This window comes from Vibrio sp. JZG120 (assembly GCF_053890955.1).
In genome coordinates this window covers 1-16,517 of record NZ_JBSRRK010000008.1, presented here as the reverse complement: position 1 = coordinate 16,517, position 16,517 = coordinate 1, and the positions used below count along the sequence as shown (strand labels likewise).

Sequence of the window (16,517 nt, the reverse complement as noted above, 5' to 3'; positions counted from 1 at the left end):
TGCAAATTGGCCTCTTTTACGAGTCTTGCGTGACGATGAAAAATGAACTGTCTAACTTGTTGAGATAGCTGGATAAGCAATGAGTTTATTATGAAAAACAACGCTAGAGTGCTCGTTGAGACCCGAGTTAACAAAGCTGGTCATAATACAGACAATTTACTCAGTACTTACCTTGCTCAAGATTTGATAGTTGCTTATTATTCGGGTTCTTGTTCAGAGGATTATAAAAACTATGCGCTATTTAGCTCTCTTACTGATAGGTTGGTTGTCCCTACCAGTATATGCATTAACTCAGGTGGATATCTATCGTGCCGAAGTGGTTATCGACAGTGAGCAGAACGACGGTGAGTCTCTGGCTCGTCAACAAGGTATGCAGGATGTGATTGTTCGAGCGACCGGTTCTCAATCCTCTTTAAGCAATCCAGTGATTAAAAAGGCACTTGGTTCAAGTGCGCGTTACATTTCCCAACTGAGCTATGGGCAGGTTGATGGAAAAGCGAGCTTAAAAATGTTGTTTAACAGTGACCAAATCAGCTCGCTTTTAACACAAGCACAATTGCCATCTTGGTCGCCAAATCGCGCCAATATTTTGGTTTGGATGGTGGAAGAGCAGAGCTACGATCGTAATATTGCTTGGGAGCATTCCGACTCTTCAAACGTTGTAGCACTTCGCAGTGCTGCGAAATCGAGAGGCTTGCCGATCACGATCCCGGTTGGTGATTTTGATGATGTAACTGGTGTTAATGTTTCTGATCTTTGGGGCGGCTTTATTGAGCCAATTGGCCAAGCGAGCCAGCGCTACCCAGCGGATGCCGTTTTAGTTGTGCGCGCTCAAGGTGAACAAATTCGCTGGACGTTATACGATCAATCACCAATGAGAATTGTTGAAGCACAGCGCTCTCCGCGTAACGGTTCCGCATCAGGCGCCAATGCCATTGCTGAGATGGTTGATGGCATCGCTGACTACTACGCGAGTAAGAGCGCAGTGGTAGTATCTGGAAAATCTTCAAAAGCGTTGGCGGTGAAAGTCCTTAATGTAACGTCTGCCACGGACTTCTTCCGTTTAGAGAATGCGTTAAAACAACTTAATTCGGTTGCGGGTACGGAAATTAAGCGTGTCCAAGGTGATGAGCTGACGCTCAACATCCATCTTTTGGCATCTCAACAAGCTTTTGAGAAAGAAGCTTCTTCTATTTCTCAATTAATGGTTTTTGAAGATCCTTTGGGTGAAGTTGATGCCCCAGCTTTAACTCAAGAAGCAGAGCCAATTGCTCCGATGAATGAAGCTAAAGATACAGCTATGGTAGAAAAAGTGCAGTCCGAAGTGCCTGCGGATATCGCGGCGGAAGCAAAGGACGAAACGCACCCAACTCAGCCGATGATTGTGGAGCCTGTCCGAGAACAGTATGACTTGATCTACGAGTGGCGCTCGGCATCGTAATCGCATTGATAGCTTTCCAGGCGTAAAGCGCAAGGATCAAACACCAATGTGGTAAGCGTAAAAAAGAGTCGCAATAGCGACTCTTTTTGTTTTCTAAATTCGTATTCGAACCAATGCTCAGTGATTGATTGCGATTGGCGTTATTTATTGAATTTCGCTTTTTCTTCTTTTTCTACTTGAGAGAGGCGCTTCAACTTAAGACCTAGCTCTTTGCCTCTCGCTCTAGCAAACAAAATATTGCCAGCGAAACCGAGTGAAGTCAGGAGCAACTCTACTGCCGCAAGCCAACGTTCTCCACCATCCACATAAAGGATGGTCAGCGCATGCAAGAAATACAGCATAAGAACAAAGTTAGCCCAAGCATGAGTGTAAGGCTTACCAGCCAAAATACCAGGCAACGGAAGTAATAGCGGAATACACCAAGCAATAGCAAGTGTTGTGCTGCTAAGGTGAGGGTGAGGGGACAACGCAAGCTGCCAAATTGCGACCCAGGCTAATAAGGCTAAGTTGCCAAATAAAGCTAGGTAACGATAGGTTTTAGCCTGTGTACCGAGTGGTGTTTGGTCTAAAGAGTCAGACATCGATTAACTATCCTTGATTTTACTAACAGACTTTTAGTTTTAACGCTGCAGTTGCCAGCCTTTTGCCTAATTGTTGTGCCAGACGAATCTCTTCACTGCTGAGGGTTGCCTCATGGCCTACACTGCTGGCGCCATACGGAGTGCCTCCGGACTGCGTAGTGTGTAGCTCTGGTTCGGCATAAGGAATGCCCAAAACCATCATCCCGTGATGCAATAAAGGGGTCATCATGCTTTGTAACGTTGTTTCTTGACCACCATGCATCGAAGAGGAAGAGGTAAAGACACAAGCTGGCTTATCGATTAAGTCACCACTGACCCATAAAGATGTAGTCTGATCCCAGAAGTGCTTTAAAGGCGCAGCCATGTTGCCAAACCAGACGGGACTGCCAAACGCTAGACCGTCGCACGTTTTCAGTTCCTCTAGAGTAACAATTGGATCAGAAGGGGAGTGTGAGTGAGGTGACAATTCTTCAACTGTACGCAAAATTGCTTGGCATTGAGGAGTCGATTCGACTCCTCTTGCTATCTGTCTTGCCAGTTGTTTTGTCGAGCCGTGACGGCTGAAATACAAAATAAGGATCTGGCAATCCATTTATAGAATATCCAACACTTGCTCTGGTGGTCGACCAATTTTCGCTTTGCCGTTGGCAACTACCACCGGACGCTCAAATAATTTTGGATTTTTCGCCATTGCTTCGAACAATTGCTCATCGCTAACAGAGTCTTCGCCTAGGCCAAGTTCTTTGTATTCGCTTTCTTTGGTGCGCATCATTTCACGTACAGATGAAAAGCCAAGTTGTGCGTACAGCGCTTTTAGCTCATCTACGTTAAGTGGTGTGTCTAGGTATTTGACGACTTCCGGTGTAACACCATTTTGCTCAAGCAGTTCAAGTGTTTGACGGCTCTTTGAGCAACGAGGGTTGTGATAAATCACGACTGACATGGTTTTCTCCATTTCGTTATTGTAATGCCATGAATCGATCTCTTTGGATCATGAGTTGGTCAATACGGGCATCGTATCGAGCTTGCTCTAAGCTGCCCAACTTGGCCATTTTACTTGCTTCACTATAATATTGAATCGCTTTATTCCAGTTTGCTCGCAACGCCAAAATTTCCGCTCGCGCAGCCAACTCTTCATCACTACGTCCTAGCGCGTGGTAGCTCTTCGATATTAGGTGCCAGCCATTTGTATCTTCAGGATAATCATGAGTGTATCTTTGAAGAACTCGCGTGGCTTGATCGTTTTTATTGTCCTCAAGTAGTGCATTGGCATAGTTAATGGTCAATACTTTATTTTGAGGGTTCCGAGATAACGCTTTACGGAGCATCTCGGTTGCTTTTTCTGGCTGCTTCTTCTCGATATATAAATCCGTCATAGCATCCAGGTAGAACGGGTTACTTGGGTCCTGCTCCAGCAACTTTTTCAAAATAGGTTCCGCTTGAGACAAGCGTTTGCTGTCTAAATGTACGAGTGCTCGCCCATAGTCAAAAGCAGGTGTGATGTCCGCAGAGGCTTTCTTTTGAGTTCGTTCAAACCAGCCCAAAGCAGCTTGTCCATCAATGCCAGCGTAACGAGCCACAATGCGCGCACGCGCTAGGTGATAGTCTATTGAAGGCACAACACGCATTGGTGGATAGGTCCTTGCTCGTGCACGGCTATCGGTAATTCGATCTTCAGGTAGTGGGTGAGTCAGTAGCATTGGCGGCGGTTTACTCGCATAACGATATTCATCTGCAAGACGGCCAAAAAAACGTGGCATTGCTTGAACATCAAAACCAGCTTTTGCCAGTGTCGAAATACCAAAGCGGTCCGCTTCTTTCTCATTTGCGCGAGTGTAGTTGATTTGGCTTTGCATGTTACCTGCGGTTGCCGCCGTAATTGCAGCCATCCCCGCTTCTGGTGAGGCAATCGAAAGCAGTAATGCGCCAGCGAGTGCAGCTAATGTGGCCGGAGAGCGACGTGCTTGCTCTTCCATGCTGCGCGCAAGGTGGCGTTGTGTGACGTGCGCAATCTCGTGAGCAACAACAGAGGCCAACTCACTTTCTGAACGCGCATGAAGAAACAACCCAGAGTGCAACGCTACGTAACCACCAAAAAACGCGAACGCGTTAATATTGCGGTCGCGAATCATAAAGAAGTGAAACGGCGTTTTTACATCGTTCGCATTGGCTACTAATCTGTGCCCGAGAGCGTCAATATACTCATTGATAACAGGATCATTAACGATAGGTTTACTGGCTCTGAGCATACGCATATAGGCGTCGCCGTAAATCAACTCTTGGTCTATTGAGAGCGTGCCACCAGCAGCCGTGCCAATGTCTGGCAAGTCAATGCTATTGGCATAAGTTGTCGGCGAACTGATTGCAGCTGCAAGACATAAGCAAACTAGCGAGCGAGTGCGTTTTAACATACGTTTAAAAGGTTCTCCAAAATACATAAGCATGTGGTTAGAGGCTGAGAACCTCTTAACAGCGCCACATGCGTTTTGGTTATCCGCGAGGATATAAGCTAGCAATAAGACCGGAAATAAATGAATTGGTTTCGTAAATTATTTTATATCCGAGTCATTTCAGCATGTGGTTAAATCATGTCAGAAGTGCTAGCACCAGCTCAAAAAGCCGTTACAATACAACCCTATCATAAGTGCAGAGCAATACAATGGAATCCATGTTACTTGATTTGCGTGAACAACGTTGCCCTATGGCACTGTTACTTGCAAAGCGTCACGCTGCTGAAGTCTTTCAAGGAGAAACGCAGCAGTATCATCAACTTGTTATTCAAGTGGTGGATAAGAGCTCTAAACGAGACATTGTGTACTATCTCAGTGCCCAAGGGTACTCAGTTGATTGCCAATCTACATCAGAGCACTACACATTGACTGTATTCAATAAGGAATCCGCATAAGATGTTTGAAATGGTTAGTCGTTGGTATAAACGACGTTTCTCAGACCCTCATGCAGTAAGTCTCGTCGCGATCTTGCTGTTTGGTTTTATCACCATTTACTTCTTTGGGCATTTGATTGCGCCATTGCTTGTCGCGATCGTTTTGGCTTATTTACTTGAATGGCCAGTCGTAAAAATGTGTCGCATGGGCGTGCCGCGCACTTTGTCGGTCATCATCGTGATCTTAATGTTCGTCGGATTGATGTTGATCGCTTTGTTTGGTTTGGTTCCGACGATTTGGACTCAGGTCGGTAATCTAATTAACGATATTCCAAACATGTACAACGGGTTACAAAAGTTTATTGTCACGTTACCAGAACGTCATCCTGAGTTAGCAAACTTAGAAATTGTAGAAACCGTGGTGACAAATGCCAAAAACCAAGCGTTGGGACTTGGTGAGAGTGTAGTAAAAGGCTCACTTGCGTCATTAGTCAGTATTGCGACGCTAGCGGTATACCTGATTTTAGTGCCACTACTTATCTTCTTTTTGCTTAAAGACAAAGAAGAAATGCTGAGAATCGCAAGCGGTATTCTGCCGAAAAACCGTAAATTGGCGAATAAAGTTTGGCATGAAATGAACGAGCAGATATCAAATTACATTCGCGGTAAAGTGTTAGAGATTTTAATCGTGGGTGGCGTGAGTTACGTGACTTTTGCCATTTTAGATCTTCGCTATTCGGCGCTGCTTGCCGTAGCTGTCGGTCTATCTGTGTTAATTCCTTATATCGGCGCGGCAGCTGTAACTGTGCCTGTCGCCATCGTTGGTCTGTTCCAATGGGGTCTTGCGCCTCCGTTTTATTGGTTGCTGCTTGCTTACGGTATTATCCAAGCGCTGGATGGTAATGTGTTGGTTCCTGTTCTGTTTTCTGAGGCGGTAAATCTACACCCAGTTGCCATCATTGTGGCAGTGTTAGTCTTCGGTGGCTTGTGGGGTTTTTGGGGCGTATTCTTCGCCATTCCGTTGGCGACACTAGTTAAAGCCGTATGGCATGCCTTACCAAGTACGGAAGAAAACGAACCAGTCGAACAAGAGTAGGCGTTACCAAAGTACAATGCTCAAAAGAAAGCCCAGCAGTTGGCTGGGCTTTTTGTTATTTGAGAACGGATCGCGCTTATGCGTTTTCGTTCAGGTAATTTAATACGACTTCGTGGTGATCTTTGGTTTTGAACTTGTTGAACACGTGTTCAATCACGCCTTCTTCATTGATCAGGAAGCTAATGCGGTGAAGACCATCGTATACTTTACCCATGAATTTCTTTTCGCCCCAAACGCCAAATTGGTCTGCAACGGCATGATCTTCGTCAGAAAGCAGGGTGAAGTTTAAATCATCACGCTCGATGAATTTGCCTAGGCGTTTTACAGGGTCGATGCTTACGCCAAGTACCACCACGTTGTGTGCATCGAGTTCAGCTTTGATGTCACGAAGACCTTTTGCTTGTGTAGTACAACCCGGCGTCATCGCCTTAGGGTAAAAGTAGAAAAGTACTTTCTTGCCTTTAAAGTCTTCGAGAGAAACGGTATTTCCGTCTTGGTCGAGCAAAGAGAAGGCTGGCGCTGGCGAGCCTGCTGTCAGCGTATTCATGGTGATTTCCTTTACTTTATAGTGTGTTTTTAATGAAATTCAGAGAACCTTGTACGTTGAGCGACTGACAAAGTTCATCGAAATCTTCTTGTAATTGCATTAAGTTACAATCCGCACTTACTGATGCGGTAATCGCAATGTGGAATTGGTCGGCATCAAGTTGAATTTTCGACTTACTGATAGTTTGGGCGCTAAGAGAGTCCAAACCAATCTGTTGATCCGCGAAGAACTTAGTAAACTTTTCAGTCAGACCTGGGCGGTCTTCAGACTCAATAAACACTTCCATTGTGTAGCTGTTGTCGAGCAATTCGTGCGCCGACGTACGCTTCATAATCGTAATCAGGTCATGCTCTTGGCCAAGTAGGGGCAATTGCGTTTCTACTCGAGTCACACTACTGGCGTTCCCAGTTAGGAGCATGATCAGCGTAAATTCACTTCCAAAGATAGCGATGCGGCTATCGACTATGTTACAACCGGCTTGAGTAACGAGGTGTACGACTTGGTTACAAATGCCTGGACGGTCCGTTCCAACTGCTGTAAGTACCAGATGTTGCTTCATAAATGAGCTTCTTGTCCTTTCTTCAATAGAGAGATGTTAGCACAGATATTGCGGAGAAATATCGAGTCAGTTCTTTTTTTAGTTTACAAAAAAGCAGGTTGGCTCTTGAGGTGAACGATTGGGGGCAAGCAGTCAACGAGGGAGTCGGGGGAATAAAACGTTTGCATGATGTGCTTGCGTATTGTTTGGTCTTTTTATTCACTCAGGTCTGACTTGGTGAGCGCAACCCAAGAGTATATTTTCCTGGCTTGTGCACTTCAGTATTTTCCAAATCACTGATAGATTCTAAAGTCACTCGAAAGCCCAACACGATTATCAATATTGCCGCTAATCAAACCAAATAGAGCAATTAAGTTGCTAGACCTCTAACAACTGATAATTATTCATTCATTTGTACTTTGTAAGCGAGTTTACGCTCTTGTGTTTTTCAATCGCATTACAGTACCATGCAGAAAGAGTTAAATGAGGGAGATAAACATGTTTTCAGGAAGTATCGTAGCGCTGATTACACCATTCAAAGCAGATGGCGAAGTAGACTTTGACAGTCTGCAAAAGCTAGTAGAGTACCACGTTGAAGCGGGTACAGACGGTATTGTGGCAGTAGGCACAACAGGTGAGTCAGCGACACTGACCATTGAAGAGCATGTAAAGGTCGTTAATAAAACTGTTGAGTTTGCCGACGGTCGCATCCCTGTGATTGCTGGCACGGGTGCAAACGCAACCCACGAGGCAGTAACATTTAGCAAATTACTGGCTGATTCTGGTATTGCTGGCTTCCTGAGTGTGACACCGTATTACAACAAACCAACTCAAGAAGGTTTGTTCTTGCACTACAAGGCAATTGCTGAAGCGAGTGATGTGCCTCTAATTTTATACAACGTACCAGGCCGTACTGCTGTTGATATGCAGCCAGAAACAGTGGCACGCTTGTCAAAGCTTGATAATATCGTGGCTTTAAAAGATGCAACGGGCGATTTGGACCGAATTGCAATTCACCGTGAACTTTGTGGCGAAGATTTTATCTTACTAAGTGGCGATGATGCGACGGGTCTCGATTTTGTGAAACTTGGCGGCAATGGTGTTATCTCAGTAACGAACAATATTGCAGCTAAAGACATGGCAGACATGTTCCATTTGGCAAGTGAAGGTAAGTACGAAGAAGCAGAAGCGATTAACCAACGCTTGATGACTCTACACAAAAACCTTTTCATTGAAGCAAGCCCTATCCCAGTAAAATGGGCAGCGCAAAAGCTTGGTTTGATTGAAGAAGGTGGTTTGCGTCTTCCTTTAACCACACTTTCTGAAAAATCGCAGCCGATCGTTGAACAGGCGTTAACCGACGCCGGTATTTATTAAAATTGAGCTATTAAGATTGAGTTACTAGGATTGAAGTTCATACTGGGGGCCAAAGCGCCCTCGGTGTTTTAGGAGTATAGATGAAGCTTTCAAGCCAGTTAGTGTTAAGTTCATTAGCTGTATTCGTATTGACTGCCTGTTCAGGTGGTGCCAATCAACGTCGTCAAGCAAAAGATGACTTCGAGTATTTGAACTCCCCCAATTTGGGTGAGTGGAATGTCCCACAAGGCGCACAGCCACAGTTTTATCCGAACTATGAGATCCCTCAGGGTAACTATGTTGGTGGAGTAGGTAAAGATGTCGACATTCGTCCACCTCAACAAGTCCTAGAGCTTATTCCTGGTGCACGTCTGGACCGCAGTAGTGATGGTGAAGTGACACTTTGGCTACTTCGTAAAGATGAACTGGATAAAGTTTGGCAAACGGTACAAAACATGGTCGCGGCCAACGAGATTCCAGTTGAAAGCCAAACGGATTCTCGTATCGAGACAGGTTGGGTGACGTGGGATTCGCCAGACGAAGAGCTGGAAATTGGTAGCCGATATGAGATCGTACGTGCTGAAGCAAATGGTCGACACGGCTTTAAAGTGAGTCTTATTGACTGGCGTGAAGGCAATCAAGTGAAAGAAGTAACGGCGACCAACCGTGAGCGCTACAATGTGTTCATGACGAACTTGGTAACCGCTCGCTACGATCAAGAAGTGCGTGAAGAAGCACAGCGTAAAGCGCAAGAGTTGGTTAAACAGATCCCAATTACAATGGGTAAAGACCGCAGCGGGCTTCCTGTGATTGTCGCGCGTGCGCAATACAACATGCTTTGGCAACGTCTGCCTAATATTCTACCTAAGATGGGCTTTAAGATTGAAGAGCGTAGCCAGTCTCAGGGCACAATCACTGCGAAATATGCGTCTCCGGATGATGAATTCTGGAACGATATCGGCGTTAAACCAGTGGAGTTAGACGCTGGTAAGTACACATTCTTACTTGGTGATTTAGGCAACCGTACGTCTATCAATATTACGGATTCCTCTGGTAAGCCAGTAGAAGAAGAGTTTTTGAAATCACTAGCGCCTGTATTGGCTGCGACGGTGAAGCAGTAACCAAAGCGAACTTAACGCGATACGTTTACACAATAATTGAAAAGGGACCCAGTGGTCCCTTTTTTGATGCTTATATTCGGCGTGTCGGGATAAAGTAGGTGTTTAACTAACGAGGCTCGTCTTTGTTGCTCTCCTCGTCAGCGGAGCGCTGTTTATCCAACGTGTTCAGCTTATATAAATCGTTCTTACGGCTTTTATCCATCTGACCAAACTTCATTTTTGCGGTGTATTTGAGTGCGGCAATGTTACCAATGACCACGCTCAACACTACAATGATAATGACCCAAGGATTGGTGAGTATTTCTATCATAGAGCCTCCGGCGGCGTGATATTGTGAATAAATTTGGCAACGACGTTATCCAAATTATTCAGTATGACGTCAATCCCTGCAATGTTGTCGGTCTGATTTTGCTGAATCAGCTGGTTTCTGAGCACATCAGGCGTCAATTGCGCGAGGCACTGTTGCCCGACAGTGCGGTGGCTAATGTGCCAAGGCTCAATCGAAACGCCACCTAAATCTTGCTGATAAGGGAAGAAGAAGCCGAATCGACCAAGGTTGGCTTTTAACCATTGGTAGAACGCTTGCTGGTGGCCTTCAAGGTACTCCCAAGGCTCCAGCTTGAGTTTGGTGTCAGTAGGCAATAAATTGCGCGCATAGACATCAAAATCGCAACCCCAATGATGACGACTTCCTCCGGGCAGTGCCGACCAGCGCAAAATGGCCATCAACTTCTCTTCGTCATTTAACTCTGCTTTGTTTAAAGGGCGGGAGTTGACGTCGAGAATTGGCAACTCACCAGAAAACTTCCCGTTCCAGATCGCTTTTTGGCGGTTGAAGTCACGAAAACCACTGGCGATTTCCATTTTAAAACCTGCTTCTGTTGCCGCTTCAATCATCTTTAGCAGATCGTCAGCTACTTCAGGGTGGAGTAGAAACGCTTTTTGACCCACTAAAGTGGATTGCAGATGAGAATCTGTGGTGCCGGTGAGTTGCTCTGGTGTCATGGTGTTCTCGCTGATTACTTCGCTAACAGGTGTTTCAACGTGTTCTCGTACATGTCAGTCAACTTTTCTAGATCGTCCACTTTCACGCATTCGTTCACTTTATGAATCGTAGCATTAACAGGGCCTAACTCTACGACTTGACCACCCATTCGAGCGATAAAGCGACCATCAGACGTACCGCCAGTTGTAAGTAGTGCTGGCTTCGTATCATTCACGTCGGCAACAGCAGCAACAACTGCATCTAGCAGCGCGCCTGTATCGGTCAGGAATGGGTCGCCGTTGAATGTCCATTTTAGGTCGTAGTCCAGCTCATGCTTGTCTAGTGTTTCGGTAACACGCTGAACAATTGCGTCATTGTTAAGCTCAGTACTAAAACGCAGGTTGAACTGAACATGGAACTCGCCAGGAATGACGTTAGACGCACCAGTGCCAGCCGATACGTTCGGGATCTGGAAGCTGGTTGGTGGGAAATAATCATTCCCTTTGTCCCACTCGGTTGTTGCGAGTTCATGAATCGCGAGTAGAGACTCGTGCACTGGGTTATTGGCTAGGTGAGGATAGGCCACGTGGCCTTGTGTTCCTTTTACCGTTAAATCGCCCGTGATAGAACCGCGACGTCCATTTTTCACCACATCGCCAACCACTTCGGTGCTGGATGGTTCACCGACGATACACATGTCGATATTTTCGCCACGTGCCATCAACGTTTCTACAACACGAACGGTACCATTGATAAATGGTCCTTCTTCATCCGACGTAATTAGAAAGCCGATTGAGCCTTTGTGGTCTGGGTTTTCTTCAATGAAGCGTTCGACAGCAACGACCATAGCAGCTAGCGACCCTTTCATGTCCGCTGCACCGCGACCGTGTAGGTAACCATCAATAATAGTTGGTTCAAACGGATGTGTATCCCAGTGCTCCAGTTTGCCAGCAGGTACCACATCGGTGTGGCCAGCGAACGCAAATAGTGGCGCTTCTGAACCACGGCGAGCCCAGAAGTTCGTGGTGTCTTCAAATACCATCACTTCAATTTCAAACCCGAGTGCTTTTAAGCGTTCGATCATCAAATCCTGACAACCTGCGTCTTCCGGCGTTACAGATTGTCTACTGATCAGATCTTTAGCAAGTGCCAATACTGGACTGTCTGTCATCCTTGAGTATTCCTTTATTTAAGAGTTGAAAATGGTAGCGTATTGATCAGCTTTAAAACCGATATGAAGTTGATCATTCACTTTTAAAATTGGGCGCTTGATCATCGCAGGGTTTTCTACCAAAAGAGCGATCGCGTTTTCTTCGTTAAGCGTGTCTTTTTGTTCTTGTGTCAGTTGGCGGTAGGTCGTGCCACGTTTGTTGAGCACCTGTTCCCAACCTAAAGCGCGACAAAATTCGCTTACCATAGCTACATCAACGCCTTGCTTACGGTAGTCATGGAAGTCGTAAGCAATATCCTCAGCTTCTAACCATTTTTTGGCTTTTTTGATCGTATCGCAGTTGGGAATACCAAACATGGTAATCGACATAGTGTTTCCTTTTTTCTTTGTTCTATTTTTCACTGGCGCGGTTAAGACGCACTTAAGTGATTTGGGCTGCTATAGCATCCTATCAAGAAGCAATCAAACTGACAAAATGCGGTGGAAAATATTTTCAGATAGATTGAGATAACTGATGTTACGTAACTTATTTACGATGAATGCACTATAAATCGAATAAAAAATCGTCTAAATCAAATGGAAAAGTCGAGTTATTGATCAAACGCAACATCTCGCTGAGCAAAAACGAAATAATGAATCAGCACAATTTTAGGAGGTGTCAATGGAATTGAGTCCTGTTTTTGCAAGGCGGCTATATTTGGCCTTGTTGGTGGAAAACCTAGAAAGGCCGAATGTGCCAAAGTTGATCGAAAAAACGGGGTGGCCTCGTCGTACAATTCAAGATGTACTCAAGGCGTTACCTGGGATCGGCATTGAACTCATATTCGTTCAAGATGGCCGACGTCATAATGACGGCTATTATCAACTTTCAGATTGGGGGCCTTTTGATAGCCAATGGGTTCTAGAGCGGGAGAGAGATATCGCTAGCAGTCTTGGATTTCGTGCATAAGCCAGCAATTGCTGGCTTTTTTCATATTCAGGCCTCATCCATTGCAGCGGTAGGCGGAACCCAGCACGCTAAATGAAGTGATAAAATCTTGTGGGGAGACCATAAAAACGGTGTCCGCATCGATAGCCGCTGCATTGTTTTTTAAATCGTTCATCGCGCCTTGCATCATCGCGTCATTGGTCATGAAAATGTAGTTATACCAATGACCCTCGCTTCCGGTGACTTCGCCTTTGTATTCGCATCGATCAGGGTTGAACTGAGCGTCAATGCGAATATGAACATCTTGGCTTTGAGCATGAGTAAGGTGAGAAGGCATCGTGCAACCAGAGAGAAGTACGACAAAAAGTCCAAGTAACAGGCGTCTCATCAGCTATTTCCCCAATACTATGTAAGCAGCAAAGCCAATCCAGCTCAGAGCGAGCAGTATCCAAGGCTGTTTGCTTGATGCATAGTTTGGCACATCGTTGGTAATGTTGTCTTGTTCGATAGCTTCTTCATGCTGACGTTGCTTTTCACGTTGCTGTTTTTTCTTCGCTTTATCGGCTTGACGATTGCGCTCTTTTTGCTGCTTCTTATATTGAGCGATGCCTTTTTCGATACCTTGAGCGATAAGCTTGGTTTGCTCTTTGGTTTGCCCCGGTTTCTGCGTGGATTTGGCAATTCTCATCGCTTCGGCTTGAGTTTCTTGAGAAGGCGCTGGGGTAGCTGGAGTTCTTTTTTTCATGTTTCTCATCAACGTCATTGTAAATCTTTGTTTAGTTTACCTGTGTAAGATGATGAAATGAACTTTAGTTCTCATCTTTGCTGGCTTGCAACTCTGAAATGATAGGTTAAAGTGGCGTTTTATCACATTAAGAAGAAGATGTTGTGCGCTACTCGTTTGACCAATATGACGCCCATGGATTTTTAAAAGCGCCGATTATTTTATGGTTTGGATGGATGTTTCTTGTACGTTCATGGGTTGTGTTTGCGATGGCAGGCGTAAGTCGTGATAGTGGCAGTAAGCTACTCGCTATTGTTTATCCAGACTCAAGTACGCTGTATTTGGGTTTGGCTATGGGCATTCCAAGCCTGCTTCTCATGTGGTTGATGGGGCTCCGTCACCCCGATAGAGGATGGGTAAACAGAATTACTCGCTATGGTCGAGAGATCACTTTGATCTTGTGCGGTATCCAACTGGCTCAGACCATGTATCATGTGTATCTGGAACATGGTGTATTCAACTGGGCAAACGCCCTTACCATTACCTTATTAGCTTGGTTTATGATCTATCTTCTAAATGGAAGATGGGTAAAAGACTGTTTTCATGTGCCACAATTGGAGCGCAATGAAGAGCAGCCTTCGAAGAATTAAAAACAATAACTTCCCACACCGGGGCAAAGTATAGAGGAAACCTCAATGTCACAAGCTCAAACGGCGATCGTGCCAGAAGCAGGGCCATTTGCACTGTACACTCAACTTAAAGTGAACCAAAACCGTGAAAACGTATTGGATAAGCTGAAAGCACTACCAAAGTTAGTGGAAGAGTTAAATATTACCCAGCCAGGCGCGGCGCTGACCCTTTCTATCGCATTCACAAAATCGTTTTGGCAACACCTCAATGTAGACGCGCCAGAAGAGCTTATTGATTTTACTCAACTTGGCGAAGGAGACATCGTAGCGCCTGCAACGGATGTTGATGTGCTGATTCACTGTCACTCTACTCGTCACGACTTGCACTTTTATGTTCTGCGTAAGTTTCTAGAAGAGACGGCAGAAGATGTCACCATTGTGGACGAAACGTATGGGTACCGTTACCTTGATGCTCGTGATATGACAGACTTTATTGATGGGACAGAAAACCCGAAAGGGGAGGCTCGCGCTGATGTGGCTCTAGTAAAAGAGGGCCCATTTGCTGGAGGTAGTTATGTCATGGCTCAACGCTTCGAACATAACCTTGCCGCTTGGAATCGCTTGAATGTCAAAGCGCAAGAAAAAGTGATTGGTCGTACCAAACCAGACTCTATCGAGCTAGAAGACGTTCCTGCTGCATCACACGTTGGTCGCGTTGATATTAAAGAAGAAGGAAAAGGTCTCAAGATTGTTCGTCATAGCTTGCCATACGGGACGGTAACAGGGCCTCATGGCCTGCTGTTTATTTCTTACTGCAATACACTTCATAACATTAAAGTGATGCTAGAAAGTATGTACGGCGTGACAGATGGTAAAACAGACCAAATGCTTCGTTTCACAAAAGCGGTAACTGGTGCGTACTTCTTCGCTCCATCACAAGAAATGCTAGCAGAGCTAGCCATCAAGTAAGTTCTCAGACTTTATTTCTTAAGCCCTCCAATTGGAGGGCTTTTATTTTCTTCTTTTCTATTCCACAGACTTTTTCAAAAAAGACTAAACCTTTCGATTATTTGGTCGATAAGTATCCAAAGCCTTAATTTATTTGGAGTCTGTGTCTCTTGGCTATCACCGTTAATACCAATGTTGCAGCACTTGTCGCACAACGTCATTTGACCAGTGCAACTGACATGCTGAACCAATCCATGGAGCGTTTGTCTTCAGGGAAGCGTATTAACAGCGCAAAGGATGACGCTGCGGGTCTGCAAATCTCCAACCGTCTGCAATCGCAAATGCGCGGTTTGGATGTCGCGGTACGTAACGCGAATGACGGTATTTCCATCATGCAAACTGCGGAAGGCGCGATGAATGAGGTGACTAATATCATGCAGCGTATGCGTGATTTGTCGCTTCAGTCAGCCAATGGCTCAAACAGCAAAGCGGAACGCACTGCACTGCAAGAAGAAGTGACGGCACTTAACGATGAGCTAAACCGCATTGCCGAAACGACCTCCTTTGGTGGGCGTAAACTGCTCAATGGCAGCTTTGGTAAGTCGGCATTTCAAATCGGTGCAGCGTCAGGTGAAGCTGTGCAAGTTGAATTAAAGTCGATGCGCAGTGATGGCATTGATATGGGCGGCTTTAGTTACATTGCAAACGGACGTGCAAGCTCTGATTGGAAAGTAAAAGACGGTGCGAATGATCTTAGTATGTCATTTACGAATCGTTTTGGTGAGACGGAAACCATTCAAATTAATGCCAAAGCTGGCGATGATATCGAAGAGCTTGCGACTTATATCAATGGTCAAACTGACAAAGTCACGGCATCGGTGAATGAAGAAGGTCAGTTACAGCTATTTATGGCTGGAGAAGAAACTTCAGGCACTTTATCGTTTTCAGGTGACTTAGCGAGTGAACTGGGGTTACAGCTAAAAGGTTACGATGCGGTTGATAACATCGACATTACGTCTGTCGGTGGTGCGCAACAAGCCGTGGCCGTCCTAGATACTGCGATGAAGTACGTTGATAGCCATCGTGCTGAGTTAGGCGCGTATCAAAACCGCTTTAATCACGCGATCAATAATCTCGATAACATCCACGAAAACTTAGCCGCTTCCAACAGTCGTATCCAAGACACTGACTACGCGAAAGAAACCACGCAAATGGTGAAGCAGCAGATTTTGCAGCAGGTCAGTACTTCTATTCTTGCACAAGCAAAACAAGCGCCCAACCTAGCATTAACCTTACTTGGCTAATGATCGATCTCGCTCGAATTTAACGTAAAACCTGCCTGTATCGACAACTCGAAAAGAAGCTTTAGCGAAAATTTGACGTTTTTTTGCTTTTTTATCTGCTTCATCACGATTCCTTCTCCAAATGAACTTTTTCCAAAAAAATCCAAAAAATTCCCTAAAGAAATCAGTTTGAGCGCCGTTAATAAAAGTAACTTTGAGAGAACTACTTGGTTTTCCGAGACGTCGGAAACCGCTATACCGGAAAATCAATTGGAGAAATCACCA

At 45.2% G+C, this 16,517-nt stretch carries 21 protein-coding genes; 9 read left to right on the top strand and 12 right to left on the bottom strand.

The window, feature by feature from the left end; genetic code table 11:
* Positions 1–232: 232 nt before the first annotated feature.
* A complete protein-coding gene (locus tag ACWPOD_RS16290) occupies positions 233–1,441 on the top strand; it encodes a DUF2066 domain-containing protein (RefSeq protein WP_167426326.1) in 1,209 nt (402 codons plus the stop codon).
* Positions 1,442–1,581: 140 nt separating this feature from the next.
* On the opposite strand, the gene ACWPOD_RS16285 is transcribed toward ACWPOD_RS16290, so the two are convergent.
* Genes ACWPOD_RS16285 through bepA form a run of 4 tightly spaced genes read right to left on the bottom strand, consistent with a single transcriptional unit; the run spans position 1,582 to position 4,433 of the window.
* Entirely contained in the window at positions 1,582–2,022 is a 441-nt protein-coding gene (locus ACWPOD_RS16285; RefSeq protein ID WP_012841511.1) for a DUF2069 domain-containing protein, read from the bottom strand.
* Between the two features lie 22 nt (positions 2,023–2,044).
* Positions 2,045–2,614, bottom strand: a complete 570-nt coding sequence (wrbA, locus tag ACWPOD_RS16280) for an NAD(P)H:quinone oxidoreductase (RefSeq protein WP_012841512.1) — start codon at positions 2,612–2,614, stop codon at positions 2,045–2,047.
* Positions 2,615–2,965, bottom strand: coding sequence for an arsenate reductase (glutaredoxin) (gene arsC / locus ACWPOD_RS16275; RefSeq protein WP_005380410.1), 351 nt, complete (start codon positions 2,963–2,965; stop codon positions 2,615–2,617). It abuts the gene before it with no gap.
* Between the two features lie 16 nt (positions 2,966–2,981).
* Positions 2,982–4,433, bottom strand: a complete 1,452-nt coding sequence (bepA, locus tag ACWPOD_RS16270) for a beta-barrel assembly-enhancing protease (protein WP_012841513.1) — start codon at positions 4,431–4,433, stop codon at positions 2,982–2,984.
* A gap of 257 nt (positions 4,434–4,690) precedes the next feature.
* Here bepA and ACWPOD_RS16265 point away from each other — a divergent pair, with 257 nt between their 5' ends.
* Positions 4,691–4,927: a sulfurtransferase TusA family protein gene (locus tag ACWPOD_RS16265; protein ID WP_167427068.1), complete on the top strand. Its 237-nt coding sequence runs from the start codon at positions 4,691–4,693 to the stop codon at positions 4,925–4,927.
* Between the two features lies 1 nt (position 4,928).
* On the top strand, positions 4,929–6,002 hold the full coding sequence (locus ACWPOD_RS16260) for an AI-2E family transporter (protein ID WP_145532723.1): 1,074 nt from the start codon (positions 4,929–4,931) through the stop codon (positions 6,000–6,002).
* A 76-nt stretch (positions 6,003–6,078) separates the two neighbouring features.
* Here the strand turns inward: ACWPOD_RS16260 and bcp are convergent, their stop codons facing one another.
* Positions 6,079–6,549, bottom strand: coding sequence for a thioredoxin-dependent thiol peroxidase (gene bcp, locus ACWPOD_RS16255; protein WP_005380418.1), 471 nt, complete (start codon positions 6,547–6,549; stop codon positions 6,079–6,081).
* Positions 6,550–6,565: 16 nt separating this feature from the next.
* Positions 6,566–7,108, bottom strand: a complete 543-nt coding sequence (locus ACWPOD_RS16250; protein WP_012841515.1) for a glycine cleavage system protein R — start codon at positions 7,106–7,108, stop codon at positions 6,566–6,568.
* A gap of 477 nt (positions 7,109–7,585) precedes the next feature.
* On the opposite strand from ACWPOD_RS16250, the gene dapA reads away from it, so the two are divergent.
* Together dapA and bamC are read left to right on the top strand one after the other, a co-directional pair.
* On the top strand, positions 7,586–8,464 hold the full coding sequence (gene dapA, locus ACWPOD_RS16245; RefSeq protein WP_012841516.1) for a 4-hydroxy-tetrahydrodipicolinate synthase: 879 nt from the start codon (positions 7,586–7,588) through the stop codon (positions 8,462–8,464).
* Positions 8,465–8,544: 80 nt separating this feature from the next.
* Positions 8,545–9,564: an outer membrane protein assembly factor BamC gene (bamC, locus tag ACWPOD_RS16240; protein WP_301578350.1), complete on the top strand. Its 1,020-nt coding sequence runs from the start codon at positions 8,545–8,547 to the stop codon at positions 9,562–9,564.
* A 106-nt stretch (positions 9,565–9,670) separates the two neighbouring features.
* On the opposite strand, the gene ACWPOD_RS16235 is transcribed toward bamC, so the two are convergent.
* The 4 genes from ACWPOD_RS16235 to ACWPOD_RS16220 are packed head-to-tail and all read right to left on the bottom strand — an operon-like array spanning position 9,671 to position 12,089.
* Positions 9,671–9,874: a DUF2897 family protein gene (locus tag ACWPOD_RS16235; RefSeq protein ID WP_456232060.1), complete on the bottom strand. Its 204-nt coding sequence runs from the start codon at positions 9,872–9,874 to the stop codon at positions 9,671–9,673.
* Positions 9,871–10,569 carry a M15 family metallopeptidase gene (locus tag ACWPOD_RS16230; protein WP_182034642.1) on the bottom strand — a complete coding sequence of 233 codons (699 nt, stop codon included), beginning with the start codon at positions 10,567–10,569 and terminating at the stop codon, positions 9,871–9,873. The genes ACWPOD_RS16235 and ACWPOD_RS16230 overlap by 4 nt, the downstream gene beginning before the upstream one ends.
* Before the next feature lie 14 nt (positions 10,570–10,583).
* Positions 10,584–11,720, bottom strand: coding sequence for a succinyl-diaminopimelate desuccinylase (dapE, locus tag ACWPOD_RS16225; protein WP_193446995.1), 1,137 nt, complete (start codon positions 11,718–11,720; stop codon positions 10,584–10,586).
* A gap of 18 nt (positions 11,721–11,738) precedes the next feature.
* Positions 11,739–12,089 carry an ArsC family reductase gene (locus ACWPOD_RS16220; protein ID WP_047008853.1) on the bottom strand — a complete coding sequence of 117 codons (351 nt, stop codon included), beginning with the start codon at positions 12,087–12,089 and terminating at the stop codon, positions 11,739–11,741.
* A 292-nt stretch (positions 12,090–12,381) separates the two neighbouring features.
* Between ACWPOD_RS16220 and ACWPOD_RS16215 the strand changes: the two genes are divergently transcribed.
* On the top strand, positions 12,382–12,669 hold the full coding sequence (locus ACWPOD_RS16215; RefSeq protein WP_005380433.1) for a winged helix-turn-helix domain-containing protein: 288 nt from the start codon (positions 12,382–12,384) through the stop codon (positions 12,667–12,669).
* 34 nt (positions 12,670–12,703) lie between these two features.
* On the opposite strand, the gene ACWPOD_RS16210 is transcribed toward ACWPOD_RS16215, so the two are convergent.
* Both ACWPOD_RS16210 and ACWPOD_RS16205 read right to left on the bottom strand, forming a co-directional pair.
* Positions 12,704–13,036 (bottom strand): DUF4156 domain-containing protein, encoded by a 333-nt coding sequence (locus ACWPOD_RS16210; RefSeq protein ID WP_081441201.1) that lies wholly within the window; start codon positions 13,034–13,036, stop codon positions 12,704–12,706.
* 3 nt (positions 13,037–13,039) lie between these two features.
* Positions 13,040–13,393: a DUF2956 domain-containing protein gene (locus tag ACWPOD_RS16205; RefSeq protein WP_258644797.1), complete on the bottom strand. Its 354-nt coding sequence runs from the start codon at positions 13,391–13,393 to the stop codon at positions 13,040–13,042.
* A gap of 143 nt (positions 13,394–13,536) precedes the next feature.
* Between ACWPOD_RS16205 and ACWPOD_RS16200 the strand changes: the two genes are divergently transcribed.
* The 3 genes from ACWPOD_RS16200 (at position 13,537) to ACWPOD_RS16190 (ending at position 16,253) form a co-directional block, all read left to right on the top strand.
* Positions 13,537–14,022, top strand: coding sequence for a DUF2919 domain-containing protein (locus tag ACWPOD_RS16200; protein ID WP_012841521.1), 486 nt, complete (start codon positions 13,537–13,539; stop codon positions 14,020–14,022).
* Between the two features lie 45 nt (positions 14,023–14,067).
* Positions 14,068–14,970: a Dyp-type peroxidase gene (locus ACWPOD_RS16195; RefSeq protein ID WP_048625862.1), complete on the top strand. Its 903-nt coding sequence runs from the start codon at positions 14,068–14,070 to the stop codon at positions 14,968–14,970.
* A gap of 149 nt (positions 14,971–15,119) precedes the next feature.
* Positions 15,120–16,253 carry a flagellin gene (locus ACWPOD_RS16190; RefSeq protein ID WP_046875529.1) on the top strand — a complete coding sequence of 378 codons (1,134 nt, stop codon included), beginning with the start codon at positions 15,120–15,122 and terminating at the stop codon, positions 16,251–16,253.
* The last annotated feature ends 264 nt before the right edge of the window (positions 16,254–16,517 follow it).

Bases quoted from the DNA above. Each gene is read 5' to 3' on its own strand.
- bepA (WP_012841513.1), bottom strand. From the start codon at position 4,433: ATGTTAAAACGCACTCGCTCGCTAGTTTGCTTATGTCTTGCAGCTGCA.
- ACWPOD_RS16265 (WP_167427068.1), top strand. From the start codon at position 4,691: ATGTTACTTGATTTGCGTGAACAACGTTGCCCTATGGCACTGTTACTT.
- dapA (WP_012841516.1), top strand. From the start codon at position 7,586: ATGTTTTCAGGAAGTATCGTAGCGCTGATTACACCATTCAAAGCAGAT.
- bcp (WP_005380418.1), bottom strand. From the start codon at position 6,549: ATGAATACGCTGACAGCAGGCTCGCCAGCGCCAGCCTTCTCTTTGCTC.
- ACWPOD_RS16205 (WP_258644797.1), bottom strand. From the start codon at position 13,393: ATGAAAAAAAGAACTCCAGCTACCCCAGCGCCTTCTCAAGAAACTCAA.
- ACWPOD_RS16250 (WP_012841515.1), bottom strand. From the start codon at position 7,108: ATGAAGCAACATCTGGTACTTACAGCAGTTGGAACGGACCGTCCAGGC.
- ACWPOD_RS16290 (WP_167426326.1), top strand. From the start codon at position 233: ATGCGCTATTTAGCTCTCTTACTGATAGGTTGGTTGTCCCTACCAGTA.
- dapE (WP_193446995.1), bottom strand. From the start codon at position 11,720: ATGACAGACAGTCCAGTATTGGCACTTGCTAAAGATCTGATCAGTAGA.
- ACWPOD_RS16210 (WP_081441201.1), bottom strand. From the start codon at position 13,036: ATGAGACGCCTGTTACTTGGACTTTTTGTCGTACTTCTCTCTGGTTGC.
- ACWPOD_RS16260 (WP_145532723.1), top strand. From the start codon at position 4,929: ATGTTTGAAATGGTTAGTCGTTGGTATAAACGACGTTTCTCAGACCCT.
- bamC (WP_301578350.1), top strand. From the start codon at position 8,545: ATGAAGCTTTCAAGCCAGTTAGTGTTAAGTTCATTAGCTGTATTCGTA.
- ACWPOD_RS16195 (WP_048625862.1), top strand. From the start codon at position 14,068: ATGTCACAAGCTCAAACGGCGATCGTGCCAGAAGCAGGGCCATTTGCA.
- arsC (WP_005380410.1), bottom strand. From the start codon at position 2,965: ATGTCAGTCGTGATTTATCACAACCCTCGTTGCTCAAAGAGCCGTCAA.
- ACWPOD_RS16220 (WP_047008853.1), bottom strand. From the start codon at position 12,089: ATGTCGATTACCATGTTTGGTATTCCCAACTGCGATACGATCAAAAAA.
- ACWPOD_RS16215 (WP_005380433.1), top strand. From the start codon at position 12,382: ATGGAATTGAGTCCTGTTTTTGCAAGGCGGCTATATTTGGCCTTGTTG.
- ACWPOD_RS16285 (WP_012841511.1), bottom strand. From the start codon at position 2,022: ATGTCTGACTCTTTAGACCAAACACCACTCGGTACACAGGCTAAAACC.
- ACWPOD_RS16235 (WP_456232060.1), bottom strand. From the start codon at position 9,874: ATGATAGAAATACTCACCAATCCTTGGGTCATTATCATTGTAGTGTTG.
- wrbA (WP_012841512.1), bottom strand. From the start codon at position 2,614: ATGGATTGCCAGATCCTTATTTTGTATTTCAGCCGTCACGGCTCGACA.
- ACWPOD_RS16230 (WP_182034642.1), bottom strand. From the start codon at position 10,569: ATGACACCAGAGCAACTCACCGGCACCACAGATTCTCATCTGCAATCC.